Origin of the sequence: Curvibacter microcysteis (assembly GCF_028649455.1) — a bacterium.
GTDB lineage: Bacteria > Pseudomonadota > Gammaproteobacteria > Burkholderiales > Burkholderiaceae_C > Curvibacter > Curvibacter microcysteis.
Window position 1 is genome coordinate 21932 of sequence record NZ_JAQSIO010000013.1, and the last position, 26117, is coordinate 48048.

The following is a 26117-nucleotide window of genomic DNA, read 5'->3' on the forward strand; positions in this document are numbered from 1 at the left end:
AGAAAAATGAGGGCTGAGCCGTGTTCAGGCTTCAGGGGGCGAAGGCTGGGGGCGCAGGGGTGGTTTGCCTGGGTACAGGCAACGGGTGAGCCCCTGGAGTTTGAAGTGCGTCCAGTGCTCTTCCGCCTGCGCCAAGCGGTCACCGATCACGTACCAAACCAGCGGGTTCACGCCCAAGCCCAGGTGGCTGGCGGTGTTGACCTCGACGTTGTCCGTGCGGGGCCCGCTGTACTCCACTGAGGCCCCCCAGCCAACCACGCTGTCGGTGCGTGTGTAGATGGAGGTGGTGGGCACGGGGGGCGGGGTACTTCCCCGCACCAGCGCCGCTTGCTGGCTGGTGAAGCCAGGGTTGAGGGCTTTGAACAGCTGCCAGACCAAGGGGTTGGAGTCCTGGGCCGCGCCGTACAGTGGACTGCCCAGGCTGATCACCTGGCGGGTCAGTCCCGGGAGGTCGCGCGCCAGCTCGCGCGCAAAGACCCCGCCCAGGCTCCAACCGATGATGCTGACCTTGCGCTGCTCCATGTCGTAGAGCTGCTGCAGCTTGTCCGCCAACCGCGGGCGGACGTGGCTGCGCGGCCCCAGGTTGGAACCCAGGCCCCAACCATGGGCGTCGTAGCCGAGCAGGGCCAGGAATTGGCGCAAGGGCAGGGTCGAGGCGTCGCTGGCCATCAGGCCAGGCAGAACCAGCACGGGATGCCCATCGCCGCGCGGCAGTTGCCGCAGCAGCCAGGGCAGTGCCAGGGGCATGCTGAGGAACTCCAGCATGGCCCGGCCTTCCAGCAGTGCCAACAGCGCGGGCGGGCGGCCACTGAGCTGACTGGCAGCCCGGGGCAAGCTCCAGAGAGGTGGATTCACAAGTGTGGACATGGTGCTTGGCTTGCGCGTTGAGAGGCTGTTTCAGCGCTGGCTGGCCAGTTCGTCCATCAGCATTTTTTTGGACAGCTTGCCCACGGCCGTCTTGGGCAGCTCGTTGCGCAGTTCCATGGCGTGGACCATCTCGTGCTTGCCCAGGCGGTCTTTCAGGAATGCCTGCAGTTCGCTCAAGCTCAGGCCGCTGGCGCCTTCTTTGATCTTGATGAAGGCCTTGGGTGACTGGCCTCGGTAGGGGTCGTCAATGCCGATGACGATCACCTCTTGCACCAGGGGGTGGGCGTAGATGGCTTCTTCGATGATGCGGGGGTAGACGTTGAAGCCGCCGCACAGCAGCATGTCCTTGGTGCGGTCCACGATGTAGATGAAGCCGTCTTCGTCCATGGTGCCCACATCGCCGGTGCGCAAAAAGCCATCGTTGGTGAAGTACGCGCTGTGTTCGGCTTCTTTTCTCCAGTAGTTGGGCATGACGTTGGGGCCCGAGATCACGATCTCCCCGGGCTGCCCGGCTGGGGCTGGGCGATTGGCATCGTCAAGGTCGCGGAACTCGATCACCACGCCAGGGGCGGGAATGCCGCAAGAGCCTGGCTTGCGCACGCCGGTGGTGGGGGTGAAGGTGCCCAAGGCGCTGGTCTCCGACATGCCCCAGCCTTCGGACAAGATGCAGCCGCTGAGGGCCTCGAAGCGGTGCAGCAGTTCCACCGGCAGGGGGGCGCCGCCGGAGCCGCAGGTCTTGAGGCTGCGCAGATCGAAGTCGGCCACGTTGGGTTGGCTGGCCAGCGAGGTGAACATGGTGGGCACACCCGGGAAGCAGGAGATGTGTTTTTCAGCGATGTCCCGCAGCGCCTGCTGCGGGTCGAACTTCATGATCAACACCAGCTCGGCGCCGATGTTGGTGCCCATCAACACCGTGACCACCATCGCATAGACGTGGAACATGGGCAGGGCGACGTAGACGCGCTCCTGGCCTTCCTGGAGCAGGGTCCCGCCCATGGCCGTGAAGTGGGTGGCCTGCGCGGTGGCGGCGGTCAGGTTGGCATGGGTCAGGATGGCACCCTTCGGGAAGCCGGTGGTGCCCCCGGTGTACTGCAGTACCGCGATTTCGGTGGCCGCACCGCTGTCCGGGTAGGCGCTCAGTTCGCCGGTGTGTTCCAGCAGTTCATTGAATCTCACCAAGCCTTCCGCCTCGTGCACGATGCTGAGCTGACCGGCCTTCAGCAACTGGTCGTTGACCGCACCGGGGTCCGCGGACAAGTCACCCACCTGCCCCACCACCAGATGGCGCAGGCCGTGGAACCCCAACTGGGATTTGACCTTGTCATACAGGCTGCTCAAGTCCAGCGTGATCAGCACCTGGGTCTGACTGTCCTCGATCTTGTGGGCAATGGTGTTGGCCGCATCCAGCGGGGAGTAATTGACCACCGTGCCGCCGGCTTTGAGGATGGCGTAGAAGCTGATCACGTACTGCGGCGTGTTGGGCAGGAACAAGCCCACATGCACGCCAGGGCCGACCCCCAGGGACCGCAACCCAACGGCCATGCGGTCCACCAGCGCGCCCAGTTCGCGGTAGCTGATCAGGCGGCCCATGAAGCTCATCGCGGTCTTGTTGGGCCATTGGTCGCAGGCCCGCTCGAGCAGGCGTTCGACACGACCCAGGGCGAGCGGTGTGTCCCAGCGTGTGCCTTCGGGGTAGGACTTGATCCAGGGATGCGTGGTCATGGGTGTCTCCATCGTTGTGGGCTGCGGCTCGGGTTGAGGGGTAGAAAGAAAGGCCGCATTGAGGGCTTAATTTCTGCGACTCGACAGGGCCTTCTTGTCGCCTAGGACACAGCCGGCGGTAAGAATTTGAGGGTGTTTGTAGGCAACTGTCACGGCGTTAGATAGGCGGCTTTTTTCTCCGCCCAATGGGCGTTCTCGACCTCTCGCACTGCGGGATGCTTGAGGTCCGCACGACGGCGGAAGATCCAAAAAGCGAGGGGGATGCATGGGCTCAAGTGGCGGGAGGTACACCGGCCTTTTGATCGCAATGGCTGGGTGGGTGGCTGGGGCGGGGGGCGCTACCCAGGCGCAGGGGCTGCAGGTCGATGGCCAGATCGGCTACGGCCTGAACCACCGCAATCACCAAGTGGGGGGTGGCCGCTTGACCGACTTGAACACCGCGGCGGTGGCGGTCTCCTACCTGGGCCTGTATGGGCGTGAGGACTTGGGCGTGGGGCAATCGGTGGTGTACCGCCTGGAGTCCAGTCTCAACCCCGCCACGGGCGAAGCGGGCAAGACCTTTGCAGGCAGCCACAGGTACTTTGATCGGCAAGCCTATCTGGGCTGGGAGCACCAGGCCGGGGCCAGCCTGACGCTGGGACGCCAATTCCATGCGGCCACCGAGCGCATCGTGTACTCCTTCGACGTGTTGTTGCGCGCCGGGGCCAATGTGCACCTGTCGCCCACCGCCCTGTACGGCTTGAACTCCTACCAGGGCTATGACGGCCGGGTCGACAACGCCGTGAAGTGGAGGCTGGGTCACTTGCTCCGAGGCACGACCTTGGCCGCCAGCTATGGCATGGGTCTGCAAGACGGGGCGCGGTCGCGCGGCGCCAGCCACTCCTGGGAGCTCAGCCATGTCCAGCCCCAGGCCTACACCGTGGGACTGGCCTATGTGCGCTACAACGCCACCGTGCCCACCCCGGGCACGGATCGCTGGCCCAACAACAGCTTCTGGACCTGGGGGCTGAATTGGAACTGGGGGGCGGTCCGGCCATATGTGGCTTATTACCATTCGCGCCTGACCCCGTCGGTCACAGGCGTTGATTGGGTCAATCGAATTTGGGGCCTGGGTCTGCGCTGGCAGAGCTCGGATCGCTTCATCTGGCGCTCGGCCTACTACCTGGACAAAGGCTCAGGCCTGAATCATGTGTCGGGGCGCGATGGGCGCAAAGTCACCCTGGTGCTGTTGGGCGAGTACCTGCTGTCGTCCCACACCAGCCTGTACGGGCTGGCCGCGCGCAACACGCTGGCGGGGGGCTACCTGACCGAACCGGTGGCCAGCAGCGCGCTCGGCCGCGACAGTTCAGCCCGTGCGCTGCTGTTCTATTCGATCGGGATCAACCACCGCTTTTGAGTGCTGCGGTGCGTGCGAGGGAGGGGCTACCCGTTGGGCAGCGCTTCAGAGCAAGGCCTTGCGCAGCCATTCGGCAAAGGCCGCGCATTCCCAGCGGTCCATGGAGCCGGTGCGCCAGCACAGGTAGTGGGCGTGGGGGCTGGGCACCTCGCGTTCGTACAGGCGCACCAGCGAGCCCGCCTCCAGCCAAGGCCGGCCCAGCTTGAGTCGGATCAGGGCCACGCCCATGCCGGCCGCTGCGGCGTCGCACATCAGGCCCACGTCGTTGAACTGCGAGCCCTCGGCAGGCTCGGGCCAGTCCAGGTGATGGGCCGCGAACCAGGTGCGCCAGGGCTCCAGGGGGCTGCGCAGCAGGGGCAGGCCTTCGATGTCTTCTGGGCGTTCAAACGGGCCATGCTCGCGCAAGAAGGTGGGCGAGGCCAGGGGCGTCACATCGTCACCGGCCAGCTTGATGTGCTCCAAGTCGGCGTAGCGGCCCGGGCCAAAGCGCACGATCAGGTCGGCGTCCTCGGCGATCACGTCCAGCAGCGGGATGGAAACATGCAGCGCCAGGTCGATCTCGGGGTAGGCGTCAGTGAACTGCCTCAGGCGCGGGATCAGGATGGAACGCGCAAAGGTCGGCGTCACCGCCAGTTTGAGTTTGCGCTTGCCCGTGTGACCCTGGGCTCCGGGGAATTTTTGCAGCGCGTCCAGCCCTTCGCGCACATGGGCCAGGTACTCGCTGCCTTCGGTGGTGAGCGAAAAATCGGCCCGCCCGAACAGCTTGGTGCCAATGATCTGTTCGAGCTGGCGCACCCGGTGGCTGACCGCGCTGGGCGTCACACACAGCTCTTCGGCTGCCTGGGTCACGCTGCGCAGCCGCGCCAGGGCCTCGAAGGTGAGCAGGCACTGAATCGGCGGAATGCGCTGTGCGCTGGCCGGGCTGCTGCGTTCGTCCATGGCGGGCCGCGCCGGGTTTACTTGAAGATCACGGTCTTGTGGCCGTTGAGCAGCACGCGGTGCTCACTGTGCCACTTGACGGCGCGAGCCAGCACCTGGCTTTCGGTGTCGCGGCCCAGGGCGGTCAGGTCCTCCACCGTGCGGCTGTGGTCCACGCGGGCCACGTCCTGCTCGATGATCGGGCCTTCGTCGAGGTCGGCGGTCACGTAGTGGGCGGTGGCGCCGATCAGCTTCACGCCGCGGTCGTGCGCCTGGTAGTAGGGCTTGGCGCCCTTGAAGCTGGGCAGGAAGCTGTGGTGGATGTTGATGGCGCGGCCGGCCAGCTTGCGGCACAGGTCGTCACTGAGGATTTGCATGTAGCGCGCCAGCACCACCAGTTCAGCGCCTTCGGCCTGGATGATTTCGTACTGCTTGGCCTCGGCCTGGGCCTTGGTCGCTGCCGTCACCGGGATGTGGTGGAAGGGCACGTTGTAGCTGGCCGCCAGTTGGTAGAACTCGCGGTGGTTGCTGATGATGGCGCGGATGTCCAGCGGCAGCAGGCCCGACTTCCAGCGGAACAGCAAGTCGTTGAGGCAGTGGCCTTCCTTGCTGACCAGCAGCACGGTTTTCACGGGCTCAGCGGTGGCGTGAAGGCTCCACTTCATGCCGAAGTCGGTGGCCAGCGGGCTCAATTTGGCCTTGAGTTCGTCAAAGCTCAGGCTGTCGCAGGCGAACTGCACCCGCATGAAAAACAGGCCCGTGTCATGGTCGTTGTACTGGGCCGCTTCCTCGATGTTGCCGCCTTGCTCCAGCAGAAAACCGGAGACAGCGTGCACGATCCCCGTGCGGTCGGGGCAGGACAGGGTGAGAATGTAGGCTTTGGTCATAACCCCTGGATTGTCGCAGCACTCGGCCCCCTGCCGTTGTTCGCGGCCTTTGCCTGAGCCCTTGCGATGGTGTCTCCCCTGGTTTTGCATGCCCCGCCCGCCGTGGGCTTTGAGTCCCCGTTCGAGATGCTCGACGCCTGCCACGAGCGCGTCGAGCGCACGCTGGCGTTGCTCGAGCGCCTGAGCGCCCACCTGCAGACCCAGGGCGAGCCGGGCCCGGCCCAGTCGGCCGCACGCGATGTGCTGCGCTACTTTGATCTGGCGGCGCCGCTGCACCACGAGGACGAGGAACAGCATGTTTTCCCGCCCCTGCTGACGGGGGCCGATCCGGTGTTGGCCGCCCTGGCGCAGGCCCTGATCGACGAACACCGCCTGCTGGCGCAGGCCTGGACGCGGGTGCGCCAGGATCTGCAGGCCTGTCTGGCGCCGCCCCCGCTGCCCGCCTTCTCCGCTGCGCAGGCCCAGGGGTGGGCGGACTTCTGTGCCCTCTACCGCCAGCACCTGCGGCGCGAAGACCAAGTGGCTTACCCCGCCGCCCAGGCCGTGCTGGACCGCCCGGCGCGCCAGCACATGGGGCGCGAGATGGCGGCGCGGCGTGGCCAGCGCCCACCGGAGGCCTGACCTTGCGCGCCGGCCTCAGCCCAGGTGCCGCGCCAGGTGCTTGGCCGTGAAGTCCGCCCCGTAGGCAAAGCGCAGCAGCGGGCCAAAACTGTTGGCCGCCATCGCGCCAATGAAGTACAGGCCTGGCACCGAGCTTTGGAAATGCCCGTCCAGCACCGGCGTCTGGTTCACGGTGCGCACTGCTTCGCGCAGTTCGGGGTCGATGTAGGCCAGGCGCTGCAGATCGGTGCGGTAGCCGGTGGCGGCGATGACATGGTCCACCACCAGGCTGCTGCGGGCACCATCGGCCTGCTGGAAGGTCAGTCGCAGTTGCGCCCCCTCGGCCTGGGCGCTTTGCAAGCTCAGACCAGGCTTCAGGGTGACCTTGCCCACCACCTTGTCGCGCACAAACCAGCCCGGCGCTGGGCCCAGGTGGCGCGCCACGGCGCGCAGGCGCAGCGATTGCGGCAGGGCATGGAAGACGCGCGGTGCGTACGCACACAGGTAGGACTTCCAGCCCGGGCCCAAGCCCGAATCCGGCTGGCGCAGTCGCTGCCACAGGCTGCGCGGGCCGTTCGGTGGGTTGTGAAAGCGCACCGGGCGGCGCGAGGCCAGCGTGACCTGGGCGCCCCCTTCTTGCAGCAAGGCGGCCGTGTCACCGGCCGAGGCACCACTGCCCAGCACGGCCACGGTCTGGCCCGCAAAGCGGCTCAGGTCGGTGTGCTGGCCGCTGTGGCTGACGTGTTGGGGCGGCAGGCCGCGCAGCGGCTCGGGCAGGTAGGCAAAGGGGGCGATGCCGGTGGCCACCACCACCTGGCGCGCCAGGGCGATGTGGCCGTTGGCCAGGCTCAGGGCGAATCCTTGCGGGTGGCGGCTCAGGTGCTGCACCTCGGTGGTTTCCAACTGGGGCACGCAGCGGCGCTGGAAGGCTTCGCCGTAGGCGCAGAACTGCTCCAGTGTGACCGGCAGCCCCATGTCGGCATAGGGCTCACCGTTCTCAGCGCACCAGGTCTTGAGCGTGTAGTGGCCAGTGGGTTCGGACAGGCTGGACGCGAAGCCGTCGGACTTGAGCTGCATGCCGCGTGGCATGTGCTCGCGCCAGAAACGCATCGGGGTGCCGAAGATGCGGACCTTCACGCCCCGACCCGTCAAATGGGCGGCCAGTGACAGGCCGTAGGGCCCGGCGCCCACAATGGCGACATCGACGACTGCTTCACTCATGCTGGCTCCAGTGCTGGACGACGACACCGTCGGTGGGGCAGGCCCGCAGCCAGTCTCCATGGAGTCGAATCTGGCAACCGTCGGTCTCTATAATTTTGGGAACGCATTTTTACATGCCTGCCCCCTGGCGCTGTGGTCTGATTCGGTCCCAGCGTTTGCACCTGCGGAGAACTTTTTTTGAGTTTGAGGAAACCGGCCGTCCTGCTGGTCACCAGCAAATGGTGGCCGGCTTCCGCCCGCATGGCCTTGGCCTTGCTGCAGCACGGTTGCCGCGTGGACGTGCTCTCGCCGCCCGGTCACCCGGTGCTGCGGGTGCCGGGCCTGGGGCGTTGCTGGCGCTACCGGCCGTTTGACTCCCTGGGCAGCTTGCGCGCGGCGTTGGCCCAAGGCCGGGACCACGATCTGATCGTGCCCTGCGATGACGGCGTGGTGGCGCAGCTGGTGACCCTGTGTGCCCAGGTGCCAGCCTTGCGCGGCCTGATCGAAAAATCCATTGGGCCCATGGCCAGCCATGAGTTCCTGCTGGGCCGGCATCCCTTGCTGAGTCTGGCGGGCAGCCTGGGCATCCGGGTGCCCGAGACCCGTGCGGTGCGCGGCCCCCTGGATGTCCAGGCCTGGTTTGACGAGGGCCACGAGCAGGCGGTGCTCAAGCGCGACCTCAGCTGCGGCGGCTCGGGCGTGCGGGTGCTGCATTCGCAAAGCGAGGGCCCTGCGGCCTGGCAGGCGCTCACGCGCCAGTCCCACTGGGGCCCTTTGCTGCGCCAATCTCTGATCGAACGCGACCCGCTGACGTGGTGGAGCCGCCGTCAACCCGGCGCGTCCACGATGTCCTTGCAGCGCTATGTGCCAGGTCAGCCAGCCAACACCTTGATGCTGTGCTGGCGCGGCGAACTGCTGGCCCTGGTGTCGGTGTCGGTGGTTGAGACCCGGGGGGCCACCGGACATGCCACGGTGGTGCGGCGCATGCACAACGAGGACATGGCCGAGGCGGCACGCCGGCTGTGCCAGCGCCTGCGCCTGTCGGGTTTCCATGGTCTGGATTTCATCCTGGAGGCAGGCACCGGCCTGCCCTGGTTGATCGAGTTCAACCCGCGCAGCACCCAACTGGGCCACATGGCCTGGCCCGGCCAACCCAGCCTGGCCGCCACGCTGGCAGCCCAGCTGCGCGGGGTGCCTGTGCCGGCACCACGCCACCCGCTGCCAGAGGGCCTGGTGTCCCTGTTTCCGCAGCGCCCCTTGGGGCAGGTGCTGGGTCACCACGATGTGCCACCGGACCAACCCGCGCTGGTGCGGGCCCTGTCGGAGCCCGCCTGGCCCCAACGGCAATGGACGTACCGCTGCTACAGCGCCCTGCGCCCGGCCCGGCCCGGCGAGCGCGTGCTGCACGAGAGCCAGGACCTCTGAGCCGCCCGGCGCGGATCAAGGCGCAGGCAGGATGCTCTGACGCAAATCCGCGCAGTGGTCACGCGCGGGACCCGGGGGGCTGACCCACAGCAGGTCGGCCTCAGGCGCGCGATCAGGCGAATTCAACTCCTGGATCAAGGGGCTGCCCGGGGTGGCCGCGATCAGCAACTTCACGCGCAGCGTGGAGGGCGGTGACTCCGGCAGGTGCACCGGAATGCCCAGCGAGCGCTGCACATGGCCTGCGCCGGCCAGCAGCACCACCGTGCGGTCTTGCGGTCGTTCGATCTTGAGCAGGGCCTGGGCCATGGCCAGGTCGCGTGCGATCTGGATGCGCGTCATGGGCGCCACCTGGGCCTCGGCCAGCAGGTCGCAGTGGCCGCTGCGGATGGCTTGGCGCTGGCGCTCCAGGTCGGCCGGGCGCAGGCGAAGGTCCAGACTGAAGTCCTTCATGGCCGCGCGTTGGCGGTCGCGCGGCAGGTTGACCCCGATCACGGGCACGCCAAACTCCACCGCCGTCATGATGGCCGGCGCGTAGTCGGCCCAGGGCCAGCCCTGTTCGTTCCAGACCAGGGCGGCGCGCACCTGGGACTCGTTGGCACTGCGCGGCAGGCCGGCGGTGCTGCGGCCTTGTTCGACCATCTCCAGCGCCAGGGCGGCCAGGCGGCCCTGCACCCCCAGGATCTCAACCACCTGGCGCTCCAGCTGGTGGTGGGACGGGGCGTCATGCTGTTCGCCAATCAGCAACAGGTCCGCCGGCAGCACGGCGGAGAGCTGGCGGGCGGGTAGCAGGGGGGGGCCAGAGCAGGCCGGCAGGGCGGCCGTGATGAACAAGCAGGCCAGCCATGCCGCGACACGAGGGCGGGGCAGTCGAAACAGGTGAGGCATGGGCGGATACTAGCGCGACTGCTTGCTCCCGGCGGTGCGCCGGGACCACCCCCCTTCGATGCGCCTGTCTATTCTTCCCCAACGGCCCTGGCATGTGCTGGCCACCCTTGCGCTGGCCTGGCTGACGGCCTGGGTGTTCGCGCAACTGCACATCCCCTTGCCTTGGATGCTGGGGCCTTTGCTGTCCGTGGGTTTGGCCTGCATGGCGGGCGCTCCGGCCGTCAGCCACGGCCCGCTGCGCAACCTGGGCCAGTGGACGATTGCGGCCGCCCTGGGCCTTTACTTCACACCCGAGGTCACGGCCTTGGTCCTCAGCCTGTGGTGGGCCATCGCCCTGTGCGTGGCGTGGGCCCTGTTGCTGGGTTGGGGCTTTGGCCAGTGGTTGACCTACCGGCACCGGGCACAGCTGACCGAGTTGGATGAACCCCGGCTGCGCGCCACCACGTACTTCTCGGCGGCCATTGGCGGCGCCTCTGAGATGACTTTGCTGGCCGAGCGCGCCCACGCGCGCACCGACCTGGTGGCCGTGGCGCACAGCCTGCGCCTGGTCATCGTCACGGTGCTGATTCCCTTTGCCCTGACCTTCAGCGGCTTGCATGGACAGGATGCGCTGCCTCCCGTCAGCCGCCAGGTGAACTGGGGCGGCTTGGCCTGCCTGGCCCTGGCCACGGGGGCGGGCGCCTGGCTGATGCGCGCCCTGGGGCGGGCCAATCCCTGGTTTTTGGGCTCTTTGCTGGTGTCCAGCGGCCTCACCATGGCCGGGCTGAACTGGTCGGCGCTGCCGCCCTGGATGTCGAATGCCGCGCAGCTGGTGATCGGCATCAGCCTGGGGGTGCGCTTCACGCCGGGTTTTTGGCGCAGTGCGCCACGCTGGTTGGTGTCGGTGGTGGGGGGGACCTTGGTGATGATTGGTCTGTGTGCCGGCTTTGCCTGCCTGCTGGCCTGGTGCACCGGATTGCACCCGGCCACCGTGGTGCTGGGCACCTCCCCCGGCGGGATCGCCGAGATGGCCATCACGGCCAAGGTCTTGCAGCTGGGCGTGCCCGTGGTGACGGCCTTTCAGGTGTGCCGCCTGGTGGCCGTGCTGCTGTTGGCCGAGCCACTGTTCCACCGTTTGTACGGTCGGGCCCCGGTCAGGGCTTGACGCGGTCTGGGGCCTCAGTGCACCAGCACGGGGTTCTGGGCCAGGCCGGCGTAGCGCTCCAGTGTGTCTTCGACTTCCTCTTCGGTCGGGGCGTTGAGTTGCCAGCGCAGCACGATTTGCTGGAACATTTCCGCCCAGGCGCCGTCGAGGTAGACCTCTTTGCCCGAGCGCTTGTCCACGATCTCGAAGCCGTGCCGGGCCAGCTGCGGCACCTGGGCTGTGCCGCCTTCGGTGGGCAGGCCCGAGTCGGCCAACATGTGCACCACCACGAAGGCGTCGGAGTCATAAAGCATTTGCATGGGGTGGTTTCCTTTGGAGTCCCATGTTAAGTGGCAATGGCGAGGCTGTTTTCAAGATCCATGCCTGAATTGTGGGCATGGCCGCCACGGCGATCCGTGGCCGGGGCAGGTCAGGGTTGGCCCACGCCACTGAGCTGTTGGTCCACAAAATCGCCGTTGGCCTGGGTGATGCGGATGCGCGCCGGCAGGTAGTGGATGTCGGGCGCCAGCCACAGCTCGACGCGGGTGTCGAACTCGGCGCGTGGCGCGCGGGTGAGCTTGAGCGTGGCCATGGGGCCCTGGCTCAAGCGCAGGTCCTCGGGGCCGTCGACGGCGAACACCCAGGTTTCGGCATCGCGCGGGCCCACCGTGGGCACGCTGATGCGGGTGCCGGCCGGGTACTGCGCCGGATCGGCCGCCACCAGCGAGGCCAGTTGCATGAACACGCTGAGCCGGTCTTGCATGCCGGGCAACAGCACGGCGTCGGGCGTGTTGGCGCTGAAGCTGACCTTGCCCTGCTCGGCGTTGAAGTGAGCGGCCTGCTCGTTGCGCACCTTGTCGCCAAAACGCCTGGGCGCCAGGCCGGCGGGGGTCAGGCTGCCCTGGCTGCTTTGGCTGCGGCTGCCGATCAGGAACAGGCGGATCGAGGCCTGGGCCTCGTACTGCTGGCCGTCGTGGCGCCAGCGCATTTCACCATTGGCCTGGTAGGGCAGGCGTTTGACTTCCGCACGCACGTCGTAGCTGAGCCGGATGGGCGGCGGCACCTTGATGGCGGTGGGGCGTTGCTCTGGCGGGGGGCTGGCCGCGCTGTCCTGCGCCGGCACGCTGCCCTGGGGGCCCGTGATGAAGGGCGCATGGGATTCGGTGCTGGGGCCCTCCGGGGCGCTGTCGCCTGCGGGCGAGACCGGCGCGTCGCTACTGCTGGTGCTGGTCAGGGCGGGCGCCTCCAGCGCCGGAGCGCTCACGCCAGGGGCGCCTGGGTTGGCGGCGGGCGGGGCGGCGACCCGGGGGCGGCGCGCTGGGGCGGGCCGGGGGGCTGCCGTCTGGGGTTTGGCTGGGGCCGCAGCGGCCACGCGCACCGGGGCCTCGATGCGCCGGGTGTTCAAGACGGCGCCGCTGGGCGGGCTCAAGGGGGTGTTGCCGGTGCCGCTCGATCCGAACACCGCATCGCCGCCCCACAGCAACAGGGCATGCACGGCCAGCACCATGGCCACCAGCGCGCCCAGCACGGTGCGGGACGGACCGATGGTCGGGGTCGGCGCCAGAAGCGGCGGGGCGTTCAGCGCGGACACCTGAGAAGCCTGGGTGGGGGGTGAGCGGGTCAGCGACATGGGGGCCCACCCGGCCTCAGCCCGGGTAGCCCAGGTCGGCGGACAACTGGCGGGCAGCCTCGCGCAGCGGGGCGTCGATGGCACCGTCCCAGGCGGCGTCCAAGGTGGCGGCCGAACCCAGGGTGGTGATGCCCAGCACCAGGTGGCCGTCGGCGTCGAACACCGGGGCGCAAAAGGCCACGATGCCGGGCAGCAAGGTGTCGACCACGCGGGCGGCGCCGCGCTCGCGCACCTCTTGCAGCAAGGCCTGAACCTGGGGTTCGGTGCTGGGCAGGTCGGTGCGCTTGAGCATCTTGGCGCGGGCCAGTTCGTCGTGCAGCAGGGGGGCGATGGCCTCGGGCGCCAGGTGGGCGGCAAAGCAGCGGCCGGTGGCCGAGGACAGCAAGGGCATCACATCGCCCAGGCGCAGGTTGGCGGTCACCGACAGCGGCGACTCCTCCCAGTGCACCAGGGTGGGCCCCCGGTTGCCCCAGACCGCCAGGGCCAGGGTGTGGCCGATGCGGTCCATCAGGGCGGGCATGCGTTCGCGCGCCAGGCGCACCGCGTCCAGCCGCGACAGCGCGGCCAGGCCCAGCTTCAGGGCCGCCGGGCCCAGGTCGTAGCGGGTGCTGCGGCTGTCCTGCACCACCAGGCCCAGGCGCTGAAAACTCACCAGATACCGGTGCGCCTTGGCCGCGCTCATGCCCGCGTCAGCGGCCAGGTCACGCAGCATCAGCGGGCCCGCCGAACGGGTCAGGGCCTCCAGCAGGGCAAAGCCCACTTCCACCGATTGAATGCCTGCACGCGTCTTATCCATCTGCACTAGAATCCGCTGGTTTTCGTTTAGTTAAACCAATTTAACTATTCGTAATTTGTTGTGGATCAGATCCACGCATTGCCCGAGATTGCCACCCCTTGCTGGAGCCCCGCTTCCCATGAAACTCGCCACCTACAAAGACGGTTCGCGTGACGGTCAACTGGTCGTCGTCTCGCGCGATCTGAGCACCGCGCATTATGCGACTGGCATCGCCAGCCGCCTGCAGCAGGTGTTGGACGACTGGAACTTCCTCTCGCCCCAGCTGCAGGACCTGTACGACCAGCTCAACCAGGGCAAGACCCGCCATTCTTTTGCGTTTGATCCCCAGCAGTGCATGGCGCCGCTGCCCCGGGCCTACCAGTGGGCCGATGGCTCGGCCTACCTGAACCACGTCGAGCTGGTGCGCAAGGCGCGCAACGCCGAGGTGCCCGCCACCTTCTACAGCGACCCCTTGATGTACCAGGGCGGCAGCGACGACTTCATCGGCCCGCGCGACGACGTGGTGGTGCCCAGCGAGGCCTTTGGCATCGACTTCGAGGCCGAGATCGCCGTCATCACCGGTGACGTGCCCATGGGCACACCGGCCGACCGCGCGCTGGACGGCATCCGCCTGGTGATGCTGGTCAACGACGTGTCCTTGCGCAACCTGATCCCGGCCGAGCTGGCCAAGGGCTTTGGCTTCTTCCAGAGCAAACCCGCCACCGCTTTCAGCCCGGTGGCCGTGACCCTGGACGAATTGGGCAGCGCCTGGGACCAGGGCCGCCTGCACCTGCCGCTGCAGTCGGTGTGGAACGGCCGTCAGGTCGGTTTGTGCGACGCCGGCCCGGAGATGACCTTCCACTTCGGCCAACTGATCGCCCACATCTGCAAGACCCGCAACGTGCGCGCCGGCTCCATCGTCGGCAGCGGCACCGTCAGCAACCAGGGCGAGACCGACGCCCAGGGCCGCAGCCACTGGCCCAAGGGCTACAGCTGCATCGCCGAGCAGCGCTGCATCGAAACCATCCAGAGCGGCCAGCCGGTGACCCCATTCATGAAGTTCGGCGACACCATTCGCATCGAGATGAAGGGCCCGGACGGCCGCAGCGTCTTCGGGGCCATCGAGCAAAAGATCGTCGAGTCGGCGGCCTGAACGGCCCACAGCCCCGCACTGGACCGGGGACGACCTCGGTGCCATGTCACGGCCGATGAACAGCGTTTCGCGCTGGGTCTGCACGGTTTGGTCGCAAAGCCCCTGACGGCTCGGCCCCCGCCTCCTACATTCGCTTCCAAGGCCCTCGGGTGAGGGCTGGCAAACGAATTCAGGAGGTTCCCCATGTCGTTCCAAGCTACCCTCATGTCCGTGGCCCGTCCGGCCGCTCGCGCCCTGGGCGCTCTGGCCTTGTTGGCCGCCGTTGGCTCCGCGCAGGCTTTTCAATCGGGTTTTCGCAGCCTGACGGTGGCCGGCCCCGAGCCCATTCCCGTCGCCTTGTTCTACCCCACCGAAGCGCCGGCCCGCGCCCTGCCCATGGGCCCGTGGTCGCCCGTGGTGGCGCCCGGTGCGCCGGCGGTGGCGCGCTTCAAGGGCTTGATCCTGCTGTCCCACGGCACCGGTGGCAGCGAGCTGGGCCACCACAACCTGGCCACGCGCCTGGCCCAGGAGGGCTATCTGGTGGCCGCGCCGCGCCACCCGCAAGACGACTGGCAGAGCCGGGCCCTGGTGCGTTCGGGTCAGTACTTTGGCGAGCGGGCACGCCAGGCCAGCCGGGTGCTGGACGCCGTGCTGGCCGACCCGGCCTGGGCCGAGCGCATTCCGGCCGGCCGCATCGGCGCCCTGGGCCACTCGGCGGGCGGCTACACCGTGCTGGCGCTGGCCGTGGGGTCGGCCGTGCCGGCGCGCGCCGGGGCGCATTGCCGCACCGTGCGTGACGATCCGGGGTTTTGCCAACTGGGCCAACTGAGCGCCACAGGGTCTGCCGCCCCGGCCGAGGCGCCGCGTGAAAGCCCGGTGCAAGTGGGTGACGCTCGCGTGCAGGCTGTGCTGGTCATGGCGCCGGTGGGGGTGGTGTTCGCCCCTGAGGCGCTGGGCCAGGTGCGCCGCCCGGTGAAGGTCTACACCGCCGAGCACGACGAGGTGCTCAACAGCCGCTACCACGGCCAGTACGTGGCGGGCGCCGTGCCCGGGGCCGAGGCGGAGCCTGTGAAGGGGGCCGGGCACTTTGCGTTCATGGCCGCGCCGCTGCAGTCGCTGCGCTCGGATGCCGGTGACCCGGGCGCCGACCCGGCGGGCTTTGACCGCGCTGCCTTCCAGGCCCGTCTGGCCGAGGATGTGGTCGCCTTCTTCAACCGCAGCCTGCCCTGAGGTGGCGCCGCGCCCGGCCAGGGCGCGGCCTTGTTCAGCCGTGCAGCAACTGCGGCACCAGCACCTTGAGGCCACGCAGCGCCATCTCCACCGAGATGGCCACCAGCACCAGGCCCATCAGGCGCTCGAAAGCCAGCACCACGCGCTCCCCGATCAGGCGCTGGATGCGTTCGGCCAGCAGCAGCACCACGGCGCAGACCGCCATGGTCACGCACAGGGCACCCACCCATTCCAGGCGCCGCTCGGGCGCTTGAGAAACCAGCAGCAGCACGGTGGCCAAGGCCGAGGGGCCGGCCAGCGCCGGAATGGCCAAGGGCACGATCAGGGGTTCGCCTTCGGGCAAGGTCCCGCTTTCCTTGGCGCTGGGAAACACCATGCGCAAGGCGATCAGGAACAGCACCACCGCCCCGGCCAGTTGCAGGGCCAAGTCGCTGAGGTTCATCTGGCGCAGAAAGCCCTCGCCAAAGAACATGAAGGCCAGCAGCAGGCCGAAGGCGATCAGCACCTCGCGCAGGATCACCAGCGGACGCCGTGCCGGTGGCACGTCGCGCAAGGCGTTGGCAAACAGGGGGATGTTGCCCAGCGGATCGGTGATCAGCAGCAACAAGATGGTGGCGGAGGTGAAGGTGTAGCTGGTCACGGCGGGCTCAGGCCTGGTAGACGGTGTCCAGCGACTCGAAGCCCTTGACCTCGATCGGGTTGCCAAAGGGGTCGCAGAAGAACATGGTCCATTGCTCGCCGGGCTGGCCGGCAAAGCGCCGTTGCGGCGGCAGCACGAACTCAGTGCCCGCAGCTTGCAGGCGATCGGCCAGGGCCTGCCAGTCGGGGCGCTCCAGGATCACGCCCAGGTGAGGCATGGGCACCAGGTGGTCGCCGACATGGCCGGTGCGCTCGGTCTTGAAGGGCGTGCCCAGGTGCAGCGAGATCTGGTGGTTGAAGAAGTCGAAGTCGACCCAGGTGTCGGTGCTGCGGCCTTCGCGGCAACCCATCACGTCGCCATAAAAGCGGCGCGCCGTGTCCAGGTCGGTGACGTTGAAGGCAAGGTGAAACAGGCTTTTCATGCGCCAAAGCATAGCAGCGCAGGCCTGGCGGCCCGGCCCCTGGCGGCACCTTCCTCCACGTCGGGGCGGGGGCTTTCAGGCTTTGCGGGCGCGCCCGGGCAGGCGCCGCGCCAACTCGGCCAGGCTGGCCCGACCGGCCTCGTAGCCGGCCTGGATCAGTTCCTTGCGGGCGTTGAAGTCGGTGCTGCTGAAGCGAGCGGTGTCCGGGCGGATCAACAGGTCGGCCTGCTGGGCTTCCAGCTGGGTGATGGCGCGGCCCATGATCTCAAAGGACTGCAGGATCACCTCGTACAGCCCGGCGCCCGTGTTGTTGCGCGGCTGGGCGCCCACGTCCAGCGCGATGACAAAGTGGGCGCCCAGGGCGCGCGCCTGGCGCACCGGCAGCGGGCTGACCAGGCCGCCGTCGACCAGCTCCACGCCCTGCACCACCGTCGGTACAAAGACGCCCGGGATGGCGCAAGAGGCCCGTACCGCCTGGCCGGCATCGCCGCTGCGCAAGGCCACCACCTCGCCCGTGGCCAGTTGGGTGGCGACGGCGCAAAACGGCAGGCGCAGGCGCTCGATCGGCTGCTGGCGCAGGTACTCGTTGACCAGGCGCTGCAGTGCCTCGCCGGCGAACATGCCGCGCTTGTTGGCCGAATTGATGTCGGCCACGTCGAGGTCGCGCACCTTGAGGGCCACCTCCTCGATCTGCCAGGGGCTGAAGCCTGCGGCATAAAACGCACCCACCAAGGCGCCCGCGCTGCTGCCGGCCACCACGTCCGCGCGGTAACCGGCCTCGTCCAGGGCCTTGAGCACACCGATGTGGGAAAAGCCCCGTGCCGAGCCACCGCCCAGCGCCAGGCCCAGTTTCACGGGGGCATTGGCTGGGGGCGCGTTTTGCACACGGCCGCTGCTGGCGCTGGGTTTGGGCGCTGCGGGGCTGGGGCTTTGAGCGCTGGCGCTCAGCCATTGGCTGCCAGCGGCCAGGGCGGCCCCCAGGGCCAGTCGGCGCGCGGGACGGGGGGCGCCGTGCATCAGGCGCCCGTGGCTGGGCGAACCAGGCCGCGGTCCATCAAGGACTTGAGTTGCTCCCAGGCCGACTCAAAGGCATTGGGTGCTTCGCCCCGGGTGATCTGCTCGACCTTTTCGTCCAGGATCAGCACCTCGACGCGGCGGTTCAGCCGGCGCCCCTCCTCGGTCGCATTGGAGGCCACGGGGCGCTTGAAGGAGTAGCCGACCGTGCTCAGGCGCTGGGCCGGCACGCCCAGGGCTTGCAGTGCGTTGCGCACGGTCTGGGCACGCGCCTCCGACAAGGCCTGGTTGGTGGTGGCCGAGCCGGTGTTGTCGGTGTGGCCTTCGAGCACCACGGGGCGCTCGGTCTTGGTCATCAGCAGGGTGCTGATGCGCTGCAGGTAGGGGCCGGATTCGGTCGGGTTCAGCGTGGACTGGCCCAGCTCGAACAGGGCCGCGCTGGGCAGAAAGATCTGCACGCCGCGGTCGGACTGAGCGATGGGCAAGGTCGGGCCGCTGTAGGGTGCCACGGCGGCGGGTGCCGGGGCCGGGGCGGCTGGCGGGGGGCTTTGGCAGGCCAGCAGGCTGGCGCACAGCAGGGGTGCGGCAAGCCGCGCGGCGGCCCGGCGGACGAAAGAGAGGGTCGGCATGGCGATCGGTTCGGGGAGTGCGGGACGCGGCGGATTATGGAAAACAAAGCCCGCCAAAAACCAAGGGGCGGCCCTCGCCCGCGAACGGAAGCGTGATTTTTAGCGCACAAAGCGGCTGATCTTGGGGCAGATCGCGCGTGATGGCGGTGTTTTTGAGCCTGGGGCTGGCGTCGATGGGGCTGCCCAAGCGGACAAAAGCCCTGGCCGCGCAAGGCGTTCAGGGCTGCTGGGGCGGCGCGCAGGCCGCCGTGGGGCCGGCGCTGGGCCGGGGTCTCAGGGCTCAGGCGGCGGCCGAGGCCGGGTCGGCTGCGAGCTGGTCGAACTTCTTGAAGTACTGGCGGGCCAGTGCCACGACCTGGGCGTCACTCGGGTGGTCGGCGCTCAGCGAGTCGACGATCAGGGCCGCCACGGCCTTCTGGTGTTGCTGGCACCAGTCGCGGAAGGTGTTGCGGGTCAGGCCCGGGCCCGTCAGCAGCACCTCGCGGGTGCCCACCAGGGCTTGGGCGATGGCGCTGAAGTAGGTCGCGTCATCGGTGGCCTTGCCTTGGTGCTTGTGGTGGCTGCGCGACTTGATGCGCTGGGCTTCGACGTGCTCGCGGTCAAACATCAGCACATGGGCTTCAGAGTGGTCGAGCCAGACAACAGCGTGGTAGGTGCTCATAGCGTTTCCTTTGGCAATACAGGGGTCAAAAAAACAGTGAAAGTGGTCCGCCAGGGCTGCGTGCCTCAGGCGTGGCGCGCGTGTTCCAGGGCTTCCTGGCAGTGGATGCAGCGCTCGGCTTCCGGGGCCGCATGCAGGCGTGCGGCTGGAATGTCGGTGCCGCACTCGGTGCAGGCCCCGTAGTGGCCGTCGGCGATGCGCTGCAGTGCGGCGTCAATGGCGGCGATTTCGGCGGTTTCGCGTTCGTCCAGGGCAAAGGCCAGCTCGCGCTCGGTGGCGGTCTGGGCGTGGGATTCCTCCGGCTGCGGTGCGCGGCCCTGGGCTTCGGCGCGGTCCACCAAGCCGCCCCGTTGTTGGGTCAGTTGGGCCAGCAGCGAGGCGCGTTGTGCCTGCAGTTGATCGCGGTAAGGGGTGGTGAGGTGGTGGTGCATGGAAAAACTGCCTTTCTGCTGCCCGCTGCGCGGGTGGGTCGCGGGGGGCGCGACGCCTGCTGGGGCATGACTTCATGATCTGCCCCTGGCCGGCTGCTGTCTTTGATCCCAATCAAGCGCGCAGGGCCTGCGCCGGGCCGGTGACTGCGGGTCCAGCCCGCTGGGGCCGTGCGCCCATCCCCTTCAGAATGGCTCGGTATGTGAACCCCAAGACAAGACAGGAGACCGACCATGACCCCCTCTTCAAGACATGACGACGCCTACGCACGCTACACGACCCTGCGCATCCAGCGCCGGGGCGAGGCGGGTGCCGTGCTGGACGTGCAAATGCGCGCGCTCAACGGCAAGTTGCCCACCGCCGACAGCGATGGCCACCGCGAGTTGGCCGAGATCTGGCGCGAAGCCTCGGCCGATGAGCAGGTGCGCGTGGTCGTGTTGCGCGGGGAGGCCGGCGGCTTTTCGGGCGGCGGCGACCTGGCCATGGTGGAACAGATGAGCCAGGACGACGCCACGCGCGTCCGGGTCTGGAAAGAGGCGCGCGATCTGGTCTACAACCTGATCAACTGCGACAAGCCCATCGTCAGTGCGATGCATGGGCCCGCCGTGGGTGCAGGCCTGGTGGCGGGCTTGCTGGCCGATGTGTCCATTGCCGCGCGCAGCGCGCGCATCGTGGATGGCCACACCAAGCTGGGTGTGGCGGCCGGCGACCACGCGGCCATGGTCTGGCCCCTGCTGTGCGGCCTGGCCAAGGCCAAGTACCACCTGCTGCTGTGTGAGCCCCTGTCGGGCGAAGAGGCGGAGCGCATCGGTCTGGTCTCGCTGGCGGTGGACGAGGCCGACTTGCTGCCACGCGCCTACGAGGTGGCGGACCGCCTGGCCGCCGGCAGCCAGAACGCCATCCGCTGGACCAAGTACGCGCTGAACAACTGGCTGCGCCAGGCCGGGCCCACCTTCGACGCCTCGCTGGCGCTGGAGTTCATGGGCTTTGCCGGCCCCGACGTGCGCGAAGGCATTTCGGCCTTGCGCGAGCGCCGGCCAGCCCGTTTTTGAGGTCTGGCGGGGCGCGCGCGTCCAGCTCAAGCCCGGGGTGAATCCCTCGGGCACGGCATGCTGGCAGCTTTGGCCAGCATGTGAGGGCTTGCTTACTTCTTGTTGCGGGCCAGCATCAGCGCCGTGTTGGTCTTGCGGTCGGCGTTGATCTTTTGCACATGGGGGCGTTCGCCCAGGCGCTTGAGGTAGTCGCGCACCGGCAGGTGCTCCAGGAAGTCACGCCCGTAAACGATCTTGGTGGCGCCACTGATCAAGGGCAAATGCACCACGGCGGCGCAGTCGGCCAGGGTGAACTGCTCCCCGGCGATGAACGGCTTGTCGAATTGGGTCAGGCGAGCCAGGCCGGCGATGTTCTTTTCGAGTTGCGCGGCTGTTTTGGCTTGGGTGCCATCGCTGACCTGGCCACCGAAGAAGGCTTGCGGGTAAATCTGGCGGGCCACCAACTCCAGGTGCAGTTCCAAGAAGGTGGTGATCTCGTGCACTTTGGCGGCGGCAAATGGGTCGGCTGGCAGCAGCGGGTGTTCGGGGTGGGCGCGCTCCAGGTAGTTCTGGATCACTTCGGACTCACACAGCGCGCCTTGGGGGGTGCGCAGGTAGGGCACTTTGCCCAGCGGGCTGGCGCTCAAGTCCACCTCCCCAACCCAGGCCAGTTCTTCCTCAAAAGGAAGGCCTTTTTCCAGCAGGGCCAGTTTGACCTTGTTGTAGTAGTTGCTGGCAGAAAATCCGCAAAGTTGAAGCATGGAGGTCTCCGGGGGCGTTGTGTTGTGTTGAGGGGCTGATCGAGCAGCCCGGCCTATCGTAAAGCGCGCGTTGCCGTTCGAGCGTCTCTGGCTTGACTGGCTTGACTTTCGGCATAATTCGCTCCGTGAAAACCCTAGGTTCCCGCCCCCACATGGCCCAGTTCGTGCTGGCCTGGTTCGTGCTTTTTGTGAGCGCGTCGGTGGCGTCGCCCCTGATCAAGCCGGTGGACCTGCAATTGGTTTGTTCGGCGCTGGGGGCCAGCCGCTGGGTGGACCGTGAGGCCTTGGGCTCGGAAGCGCGCGACACCCCTGGGTCGACCCTGGATTGCCCGGCCTGCTTGCCTGGGCTGATACCCGGTCCCGCCCCGGTGCCGGCTTGGGCCCTCCGGGGGCTGGGGTCTGCCCTGGTCCTGCCTGCCCCGCCCGGGTTGTGGGCTGGGGCCCGACCGACGCCTTTTGCGGCCCGTGCCCCGCCTGTGTTGTCCTGACTTGGTTTGTTGGGCGCCCACGCGACCGTGAGCCGCCCCCCCGTCAGCCTTTGGTTCGAGCTGCTGCATTTTTTGAGCGGGCAGCTGACCACCAGACAACACAAGGAGGTCGAGATGACCCAAGAAGTTTTGCAAGACACCCAGCCTGCCACCGCCGCCGAAGCGCGTGCCCTGGCCATGGGCGAGCGTTTGCTTGATGCCGGCCAGGTGGGCCCGGTGTGGCGCGTCACGCGCGGTGTGTTCCGCCTGGAGCGCCTGAGCGACGAAGGCTGGTCTTTCGTGCAACTGGCCTTGCCCGGCGACCTGATCGGGGTGGAAGCCCTGTGCTCGGACGCCTATGCGTTTGGCGCCACCGCGGTGGTGGACAGCGAGGCCGTCGCCCTGACCCTGGAGAGCGACAGCTTGCGCCACCAGGTGCTGGCCGACGCCTTCTTGCAGCAGCAGCGCCGCAGCGCCGAGGCCGTGCGCCTGCGCAGCGGTACCGTGGCCAGCCGGGTGGACCATTTCCTGGCCACACTGGCGCACGCCACCGGCGTCATCACCCAGCGGGTGCGTGACTGCGACCTGCCTTACCTGCGCGACATCGCCCTGATCGTGGACTCGGCCCCCGAGAGCGTGTGCCGCGCCATGGGCAGCTTGGTGGCGCCGCGCACCCGCGCGCGCCCAGCCCGCCGCAAGCTGAGCCCCGCGCTGGCGTAAAAGCCACAGCCCGCCTCGGCAAGCGGATGGGCGGCATTGCATAATGCGAGGCCATGCAAACCCTGCGCTCGCTTCGAACCATCGTCCAGCTGATGCTGGCGTGTTTCGTGCTGTCGCTGGGGGTGGCGGTGGCCTCGCCTTTGGTGGCGCCGCAGTCCATGGAATTGGTGTGCTCGACCGCTGGGGCGGTGAAGCTGCTGGTGAAAGCCGAAGACGGCGTGCAAGAGCAGCGCGGTCACACCCTGGATTGCCCCCTGTGCGCCGCGCTCGGGGCACCGATTGACGTGCCCAACGTGGCACTTCCCCTGGTCCAGCCCCTGGGCCATGTGCTGCAAAGCATCCCGGCGGCCCGCATCGCGGCCCTCACCGCCGCGCCCCTGCCGCCCCGCGGCCCCCCGCTGAACGCCTGAACCCCCACCCCTTGGCTGTCCGTGCCCGGCTGTGCGCCACGCGGACGCTGTGTTGTGTTCTTTTCAGGAGTTCCCATGCGCCCAAGTCGCATGGCCGTGGCCCTGGCCACCGCCTTTCCCCGGGCTTTGCCCGCCGTGTTCACCCCTTTTCTGATCGCGGGCCTGTCCCCGGTCATGGCCCAGGCGCAAGACGCCGCCCCCAGCAAGTCGCTGGGCGTGGTCACCGTCACGGGCGGGCAGCCGAGCTCGCTGCCCACGCAAATCCCCACCACCATGGAGAGTGCGACCCGCGAGCAGATCCAGGAAACCATCAACGCCACCGACAGCGAAGACGCGCTCAAGTATTTCCCCAGCCTGTTGGTGCGCAAGCGCTACATCGGGGACTACAACCACGCGATCCTGTCCACCCGCGCCTCGGGCACGGGCAACAGCGCGCGCTCCATGGTCTATGCCGACGGCATCCTGCTGTCCAACCTGCTGGGCAACGGCGTCGGCGGTTTGAGCTTCCCGCCGCGCTGGGGCCTGGTCACGCCGGAGGAGATCGAGCGTGTGGACGTCATGTACGGCCCCTTCTCCGCTGCCTATGCGGGCAACTCGGTGGGCGCCGTGGTCGACTATGTGACGCGCATGCCCACCCAGTTTGAAGGCCATGTCTCGGCAGGCTTCGTGGTCCAGCCCTTCAGCCTTTACAACACCAACGACACCTACCGCGCTTGGCAGACCAGCGCTTCGATCGGTAACCGCAGCGGCGACTGGTCCTGGTGGCTGAACTTCAACCACACCGACAGCGATGGCCAGCCACTGACCTTTGCCACCCGCCTGGTCAGCGCCGGCACCGCCAGCAGCGCGGGCACCGCGGTCAGCGGCGCCGTGGCGGGACGCAACAACGCCAACGCCCGCTGGCTCATCCTGGGCACGGGCACCCAGTACCACACGCGCCAGGACCACGCCAAGGCGAAGGTGGCTTACGACTTCTCGCCCACGGTGCGGGCCAGCTACACCCTGGCGACCTGGCAGAACACGTCGCAGGGCAGCCCCTCGTCCTACCTGCGCAATGCCGCCGGCCAAAGCGTTTACAGCGGTGCCATCAACGTGGGCGGCACCGCGTTCTCGGGCAGCCAGGCCCTGACCGGTGGCGACTTCGTGCAGAGCCAGCAAGAGAGCATCCATGTGATGCACGGCCTGTCGGTCAAGAGCCACACCCAGGGGGTGTGGGACTGGGAGCTCAGTGGCAGCCTGTACAACTACCAGCGCGACCAGTTGCGCCAGAACGCCGCCAGCAACCCGCTGCCCAATGCTTCTTTGGGCGGTGCGGGGACCGTGGCCGATGGCCGGGGCACCGGCTGGAACACCCTGGCCGCGCGCGGCACCTGGCGGCCCGAAGGCGTCAAGGGCACGCATGTGTTTGACTTCGGCGTCCAGCAAGACAGCTACCAGCTCAGCTACGTCACCTCCAACATCAGCGGCAACTGGCTGAGCGACCCGGGCGGCAACCTGGCCGCCAATGTGCAGGGCAAGACCCAGCTGCGCAGCCTCTGGGGCCAGGACGTCTGGGCCCTGGCGCGCGATTGGAAGGCCGTGCTGGGCCTGCGCCTGGAAAACTGGAGCGCCTACGACGGTCTGACCGCTTTCTCGGCCAGCAGCTCGCAAAACTACGCCAAACGCAGCGAACAGTTCGCTTCGCCCAAGTTCGCGCTGTCCTACCAATGGCAGCCGGACACCGTGCTCAAGGCCTCGCTGGGCCGGGCCGTGCGCTTCCCCACCGTGGCTGAACTGTATGGCGCGACCTCGACCACCAACTCGCAGTACATCAACGACCCCAACCTGAAGCCCGAGAAATCGTGGACCGGCGAGCTGAGCGCCGAGAAGGACCTGGGCAATGCCCTGGCCCGCCTCACCTACTTTGCCGAGAACACCCGCGACGCGCTGTACTCGCAGTCGCTCTACGACACCAACGCCAACCGCACCATCAGCCGCGTGCAGAACGTGGGCCGCATCGCCACCCAAGGCCTGGAAGCGGCCTACAACGGCCAGGGCGTGGGCTGGCGTGAGCTGGACCTGAGCGGCAGCGTCACCTACGCCCACTCGGTCATCAAAGAGAACGCGGGCTACGTCAGCACCCCGGGCGACACCCTGGGCAAGCAGCAGCCCAACATCCCGAAGTGGCGGGCCACCGCCTTGGCCACCTGGCGCTTCAACCCGCAGTGGAGCACCAGCCTGGGCGCGCGCTACAGCGGTCCGCAGTACCGCACGCTCAACAATGCCGACGTCAATGGTTATGCCTACATGGGGGTGAGCAAGTACTTCACCACCGACCTGCGGGTGCAGTGGCGCATCAACAAGACGCTCACCGCCTCGTTCGGCATCGACAACCTGAACAACTACAAGTACTGGAACTTCCACCCCTACCCGCAGCGCAGTTACCACGCCAACCTGAGGGCGGATTTCTGATGCCGGGATGCCAAACCAACCAGCGTTCTTCACGGGAGAAACCCATGTTCTGGATTCGCCTTGTCGGTGCCAGCGCCGCCTTGTTGTCGGCCCTGGCCTCGGCCCACGTCACCCTGGAGCAGCCGCAGGCCGCTGCGGGCAGCGCCTACAAAGCGGTGTTCAAGGTCGGCCACGCCTGCGCCGGGGCCACCGCCACCACGGGCATCACGGTGCGCCTGCCTGCGGGCTTTCGGGGCGCCCAGCCCATCCCCAAGGCAGGCTGGACGGCGCGCGTGCAGCGGGCCCCGCTGGCCGTGCCTTACGAGAGCCATGGCCGGCGCATCACCGAAGACGTGGTCGAGGTCAGTTGGCGTGCCAACAACGCCGACGCGGCCTTGCCCGGCGCCTTCTACGACGAGTTCACCGTGCGTGGCACACTGCCCGCGAGCGAAGGCGCGCTGTGGTTCAAGGTGCTGCAAAGCTGTGATGTGGGCGAGGCCGACTGGGCGGAAGTCCCGGCCAGTGGTACGTCCACCGAAGGGCTGAAAGCCCCGGCAGCCCGCTTGCTGCTCGGCCCCGCTCCGGCTGCGGTCCATGTGCACTGAGGCCTGAACCATCGGCCCATCGCCGCGGGGGCCCGTGCCCTTGCCGAACGGGCTGCTTCCACCGGCACCTCGAACCTGGGGCGCCACGGTATTACTTTTTTGCTTTCTT

27 protein-coding genes are annotated in these 26117 nt (G+C 68.0%); 11 read left to right on the top strand and 16 right to left on the bottom strand.

The features are described 5' to 3' along the window. Positions 1-24: 24 nt before the first annotated feature. Both PSQ39_RS20605 and PSQ39_RS20610 read right to left on the bottom strand, forming a co-directional pair. Positions 25-867, bottom strand: coding sequence for an esterase/lipase family protein (locus tag PSQ39_RS20605; protein ID WP_273929390.1), 843 nt, complete (start codon positions 865-867; stop codon positions 25-27). A gap of 30 nt (positions 868-897) precedes the next feature. Next, a complete protein-coding gene (locus tag PSQ39_RS20610) occupies positions 898-2589 on the bottom strand; it encodes a long-chain-fatty-acid--CoA ligase (RefSeq protein ID WP_273929392.1) in 1692 nt (563 codons plus the stop codon). Positions 2590-2896: 307 nt separating this feature from the next. Here PSQ39_RS20610 and PSQ39_RS20615 point away from each other — a divergent pair, with 307 nt between their 5' ends. Then, positions 2897-3985, top strand: coding sequence for a porin (locus PSQ39_RS20615; RefSeq protein ID WP_273929394.1), 1089 nt, complete (start codon positions 2897-2899; stop codon positions 3983-3985). A 45-nt stretch (positions 3986-4030) separates the two neighbouring features. Here PSQ39_RS20615 and PSQ39_RS20620 read toward each other — a convergent pair whose 3' ends face one another. Further along, complete coding sequence (locus tag PSQ39_RS20620) at positions 4031-4924, bottom strand: LysR substrate-binding domain-containing protein (protein WP_273929396.1); 894 nt, start codon at positions 4922-4924, stop codon at positions 4031-4033. Between the two features lie 17 nt (positions 4925-4941). Beyond that, positions 4942-5790, bottom strand: a complete 849-nt coding sequence (purU, locus tag PSQ39_RS20625) for a formyltetrahydrofolate deformylase (protein ID WP_273929397.1) — start codon at positions 5788-5790, stop codon at positions 4942-4944. Positions 5791-5856: 66 nt separating this feature from the next. Here purU and PSQ39_RS20630 point away from each other — a divergent pair, with 66 nt between their 5' ends. After that, entirely contained in the window at positions 5857-6411 is a 555-nt protein-coding gene (locus tag PSQ39_RS20630) for a hemerythrin domain-containing protein (protein ID WP_273929399.1), read from the top strand. 15 nt (positions 6412-6426) lie between these two features. Here PSQ39_RS20630 and PSQ39_RS20635 read toward each other — a convergent pair whose 3' ends face one another. Beyond that, positions 6427-7611 carry an NAD(P)-binding domain-containing protein gene (locus PSQ39_RS20635; RefSeq protein WP_273929401.1) on the bottom strand — a complete coding sequence of 395 codons (1185 nt, stop codon included), beginning with the start codon at positions 7609-7611 and terminating at the stop codon, positions 6427-6429. Positions 7612-7788: 177 nt separating this feature from the next. Here PSQ39_RS20635 and PSQ39_RS20640 point away from each other — a divergent pair, with 177 nt between their 5' ends. Beyond that, positions 7789-9015: an ATP-grasp domain-containing protein gene (locus PSQ39_RS20640; protein ID WP_273929404.1), complete on the top strand. Its 1227-nt coding sequence runs from the start codon at positions 7789-7791 to the stop codon at positions 9013-9015. Positions 9016-9030: 15 nt separating this feature from the next. Here PSQ39_RS20640 and PSQ39_RS20645 read toward each other — a convergent pair whose 3' ends face one another. Next, entirely contained in the window at positions 9031-9900 is an 870-nt protein-coding gene (locus PSQ39_RS20645; protein WP_273929406.1) for a ChaN family lipoprotein, read from the bottom strand. A 58-nt stretch (positions 9901-9958) separates the two neighbouring features. On the opposite strand from PSQ39_RS20645, the gene PSQ39_RS20650 reads away from it, so the two are divergent. Then, the gene (locus PSQ39_RS20650; RefSeq protein ID WP_273929408.1) at positions 9959-11044 is read left to right on the top strand and encodes an AbrB family transcriptional regulator; all 1086 of its coding nucleotides are present in this window, start codon (positions 9959-9961) and stop codon (positions 11042-11044) included. A gap of 14 nt (positions 11045-11058) precedes the next feature. Here the strand turns inward: PSQ39_RS20650 and PSQ39_RS20655 are convergent, their stop codons facing one another. From PSQ39_RS20655 to PSQ39_RS20665, 3 genes are all read right to left on the bottom strand, one after another. Beyond that, entirely contained in the window at positions 11059-11343 is a 285-nt protein-coding gene (locus PSQ39_RS20655) for a BTH_I0359 family protein (protein ID WP_273929410.1), read from the bottom strand. A 110-nt stretch (positions 11344-11453) separates the two neighbouring features. After that, positions 11454-12614: a DUF3108 domain-containing protein gene (locus PSQ39_RS20660; RefSeq protein WP_273929412.1), complete on the bottom strand. Its 1161-nt coding sequence runs from the start codon at positions 12612-12614 to the stop codon at positions 11454-11456. A 55-nt stretch (positions 12615-12669) separates the two neighbouring features. Further along, entirely contained in the window at positions 12670-13449 is a 780-nt protein-coding gene (locus PSQ39_RS20665) for an IclR family transcriptional regulator (RefSeq protein WP_273929414.1), read from the bottom strand. Between the two features lie 118 nt (positions 13450-13567). On the opposite strand from PSQ39_RS20665, the gene PSQ39_RS20670 reads away from it, so the two are divergent. Further along, the gene (locus PSQ39_RS20670; protein WP_273929416.1) at positions 13568-14581 is read left to right on the top strand and encodes a fumarylacetoacetate hydrolase family protein; all 1014 of its coding nucleotides are present in this window, start codon (positions 13568-13570) and stop codon (positions 14579-14581) included. Between the two features lie 183 nt (positions 14582-14764). Further along, entirely contained in the window at positions 14765-15790 is a 1026-nt protein-coding gene (locus tag PSQ39_RS20675; RefSeq protein WP_273929418.1) for an alpha/beta hydrolase family protein, read from the top strand. A 34-nt stretch (positions 15791-15824) separates the two neighbouring features. Here the strand turns inward: PSQ39_RS20675 and PSQ39_RS20680 are convergent, their stop codons facing one another. The 6 genes from PSQ39_RS20680 to PSQ39_RS20705 form a co-directional block, all read right to left on the bottom strand. Continuing rightward, positions 15825-16430, bottom strand: coding sequence for a MarC family protein (locus PSQ39_RS20680; RefSeq protein WP_273929420.1), 606 nt, complete (start codon positions 16428-16430; stop codon positions 15825-15827). Between the two features lie 7 nt (positions 16431-16437). Continuing rightward, positions 16438-16851, bottom strand: a complete 414-nt coding sequence (locus tag PSQ39_RS20685; protein ID WP_273929421.1) for a VOC family protein — start codon at positions 16849-16851, stop codon at positions 16438-16440. Between the two features lie 75 nt (positions 16852-16926). Further along, positions 16927-17868, bottom strand: a complete 942-nt coding sequence (locus PSQ39_RS20690; protein WP_273929423.1) for a patatin-like phospholipase family protein — start codon at positions 17866-17868, stop codon at positions 16927-16929. Further along, positions 17868-18494 (bottom strand): OmpA family protein, encoded by a 627-nt coding sequence (locus PSQ39_RS20695; protein ID WP_273929424.1) that lies wholly within the window; start codon positions 18492-18494, stop codon positions 17868-17870. Before PSQ39_RS20695 ends, PSQ39_RS20690 begins: the two co-directional genes overlap by 1 nt. A gap of 280 nt (positions 18495-18774) precedes the next feature. Beyond that, entirely contained in the window at positions 18775-19155 is a 381-nt protein-coding gene (locus PSQ39_RS20700; protein WP_273929426.1) for a hypothetical protein, read from the bottom strand. Between the two features lie 65 nt (positions 19156-19220). Next, positions 19221-19586, bottom strand: a complete 366-nt coding sequence (locus PSQ39_RS20705; RefSeq protein ID WP_273929428.1) for a TraR/DksA family transcriptional regulator — start codon at positions 19584-19586, stop codon at positions 19221-19223. Between the two features lie 231 nt (positions 19587-19817). Here PSQ39_RS20705 and PSQ39_RS20710 point away from each other — a divergent pair, with 231 nt between their 5' ends. Further along, complete coding sequence (locus PSQ39_RS20710; RefSeq protein ID WP_273929431.1) at positions 19818-20636, top strand: enoyl-CoA hydratase/isomerase family protein; 819 nt, start codon at positions 19818-19820, stop codon at positions 20634-20636. Between the two features lie 92 nt (positions 20637-20728). Here PSQ39_RS20710 and PSQ39_RS20715 read toward each other — a convergent pair whose 3' ends face one another. Further along, positions 20729-21376 carry a glutathione S-transferase gene (locus PSQ39_RS20715; protein ID WP_273929433.1) on the bottom strand — a complete coding sequence of 216 codons (648 nt, stop codon included), beginning with the start codon at positions 21374-21376 and terminating at the stop codon, positions 20729-20731. A gap of 602 nt (positions 21377-21978) precedes the next feature. Between PSQ39_RS20715 and PSQ39_RS20720 the strand changes: the two genes are divergently transcribed. The 4 genes from PSQ39_RS20720 (at position 21979) to PSQ39_RS20735 (ending at position 26008) form a co-directional block, all read left to right on the top strand. Further along, positions 21979-22563 carry a Crp/Fnr family transcriptional regulator gene (locus tag PSQ39_RS20720; RefSeq protein ID WP_273929434.1) on the top strand — a complete coding sequence of 195 codons (585 nt, stop codon included), beginning with the start codon at positions 21979-21981 and terminating at the stop codon, positions 22561-22563. Positions 22564-22616: 53 nt separating this feature from the next. Continuing rightward, complete coding sequence (locus PSQ39_RS20725; RefSeq protein ID WP_273929436.1) at positions 22617-22973, top strand: DUF2946 family protein; 357 nt, start codon at positions 22617-22619, stop codon at positions 22971-22973. Between the two features lie 75 nt (positions 22974-23048). Continuing rightward, positions 23049-25424: a TonB-dependent receptor gene (locus tag PSQ39_RS20730; protein WP_273929438.1), complete on the top strand. Its 2376-nt coding sequence runs from the start codon at positions 23049-23051 to the stop codon at positions 25422-25424. Positions 25425-25468: 44 nt separating this feature from the next. Then, complete coding sequence (locus PSQ39_RS20735; protein WP_273929440.1) at positions 25469-26008, top strand: YcnI family copper-binding membrane protein; 540 nt, start codon at positions 25469-25471, stop codon at positions 26006-26008. Positions 26009-26117: the final 109 nt, after the last annotated feature.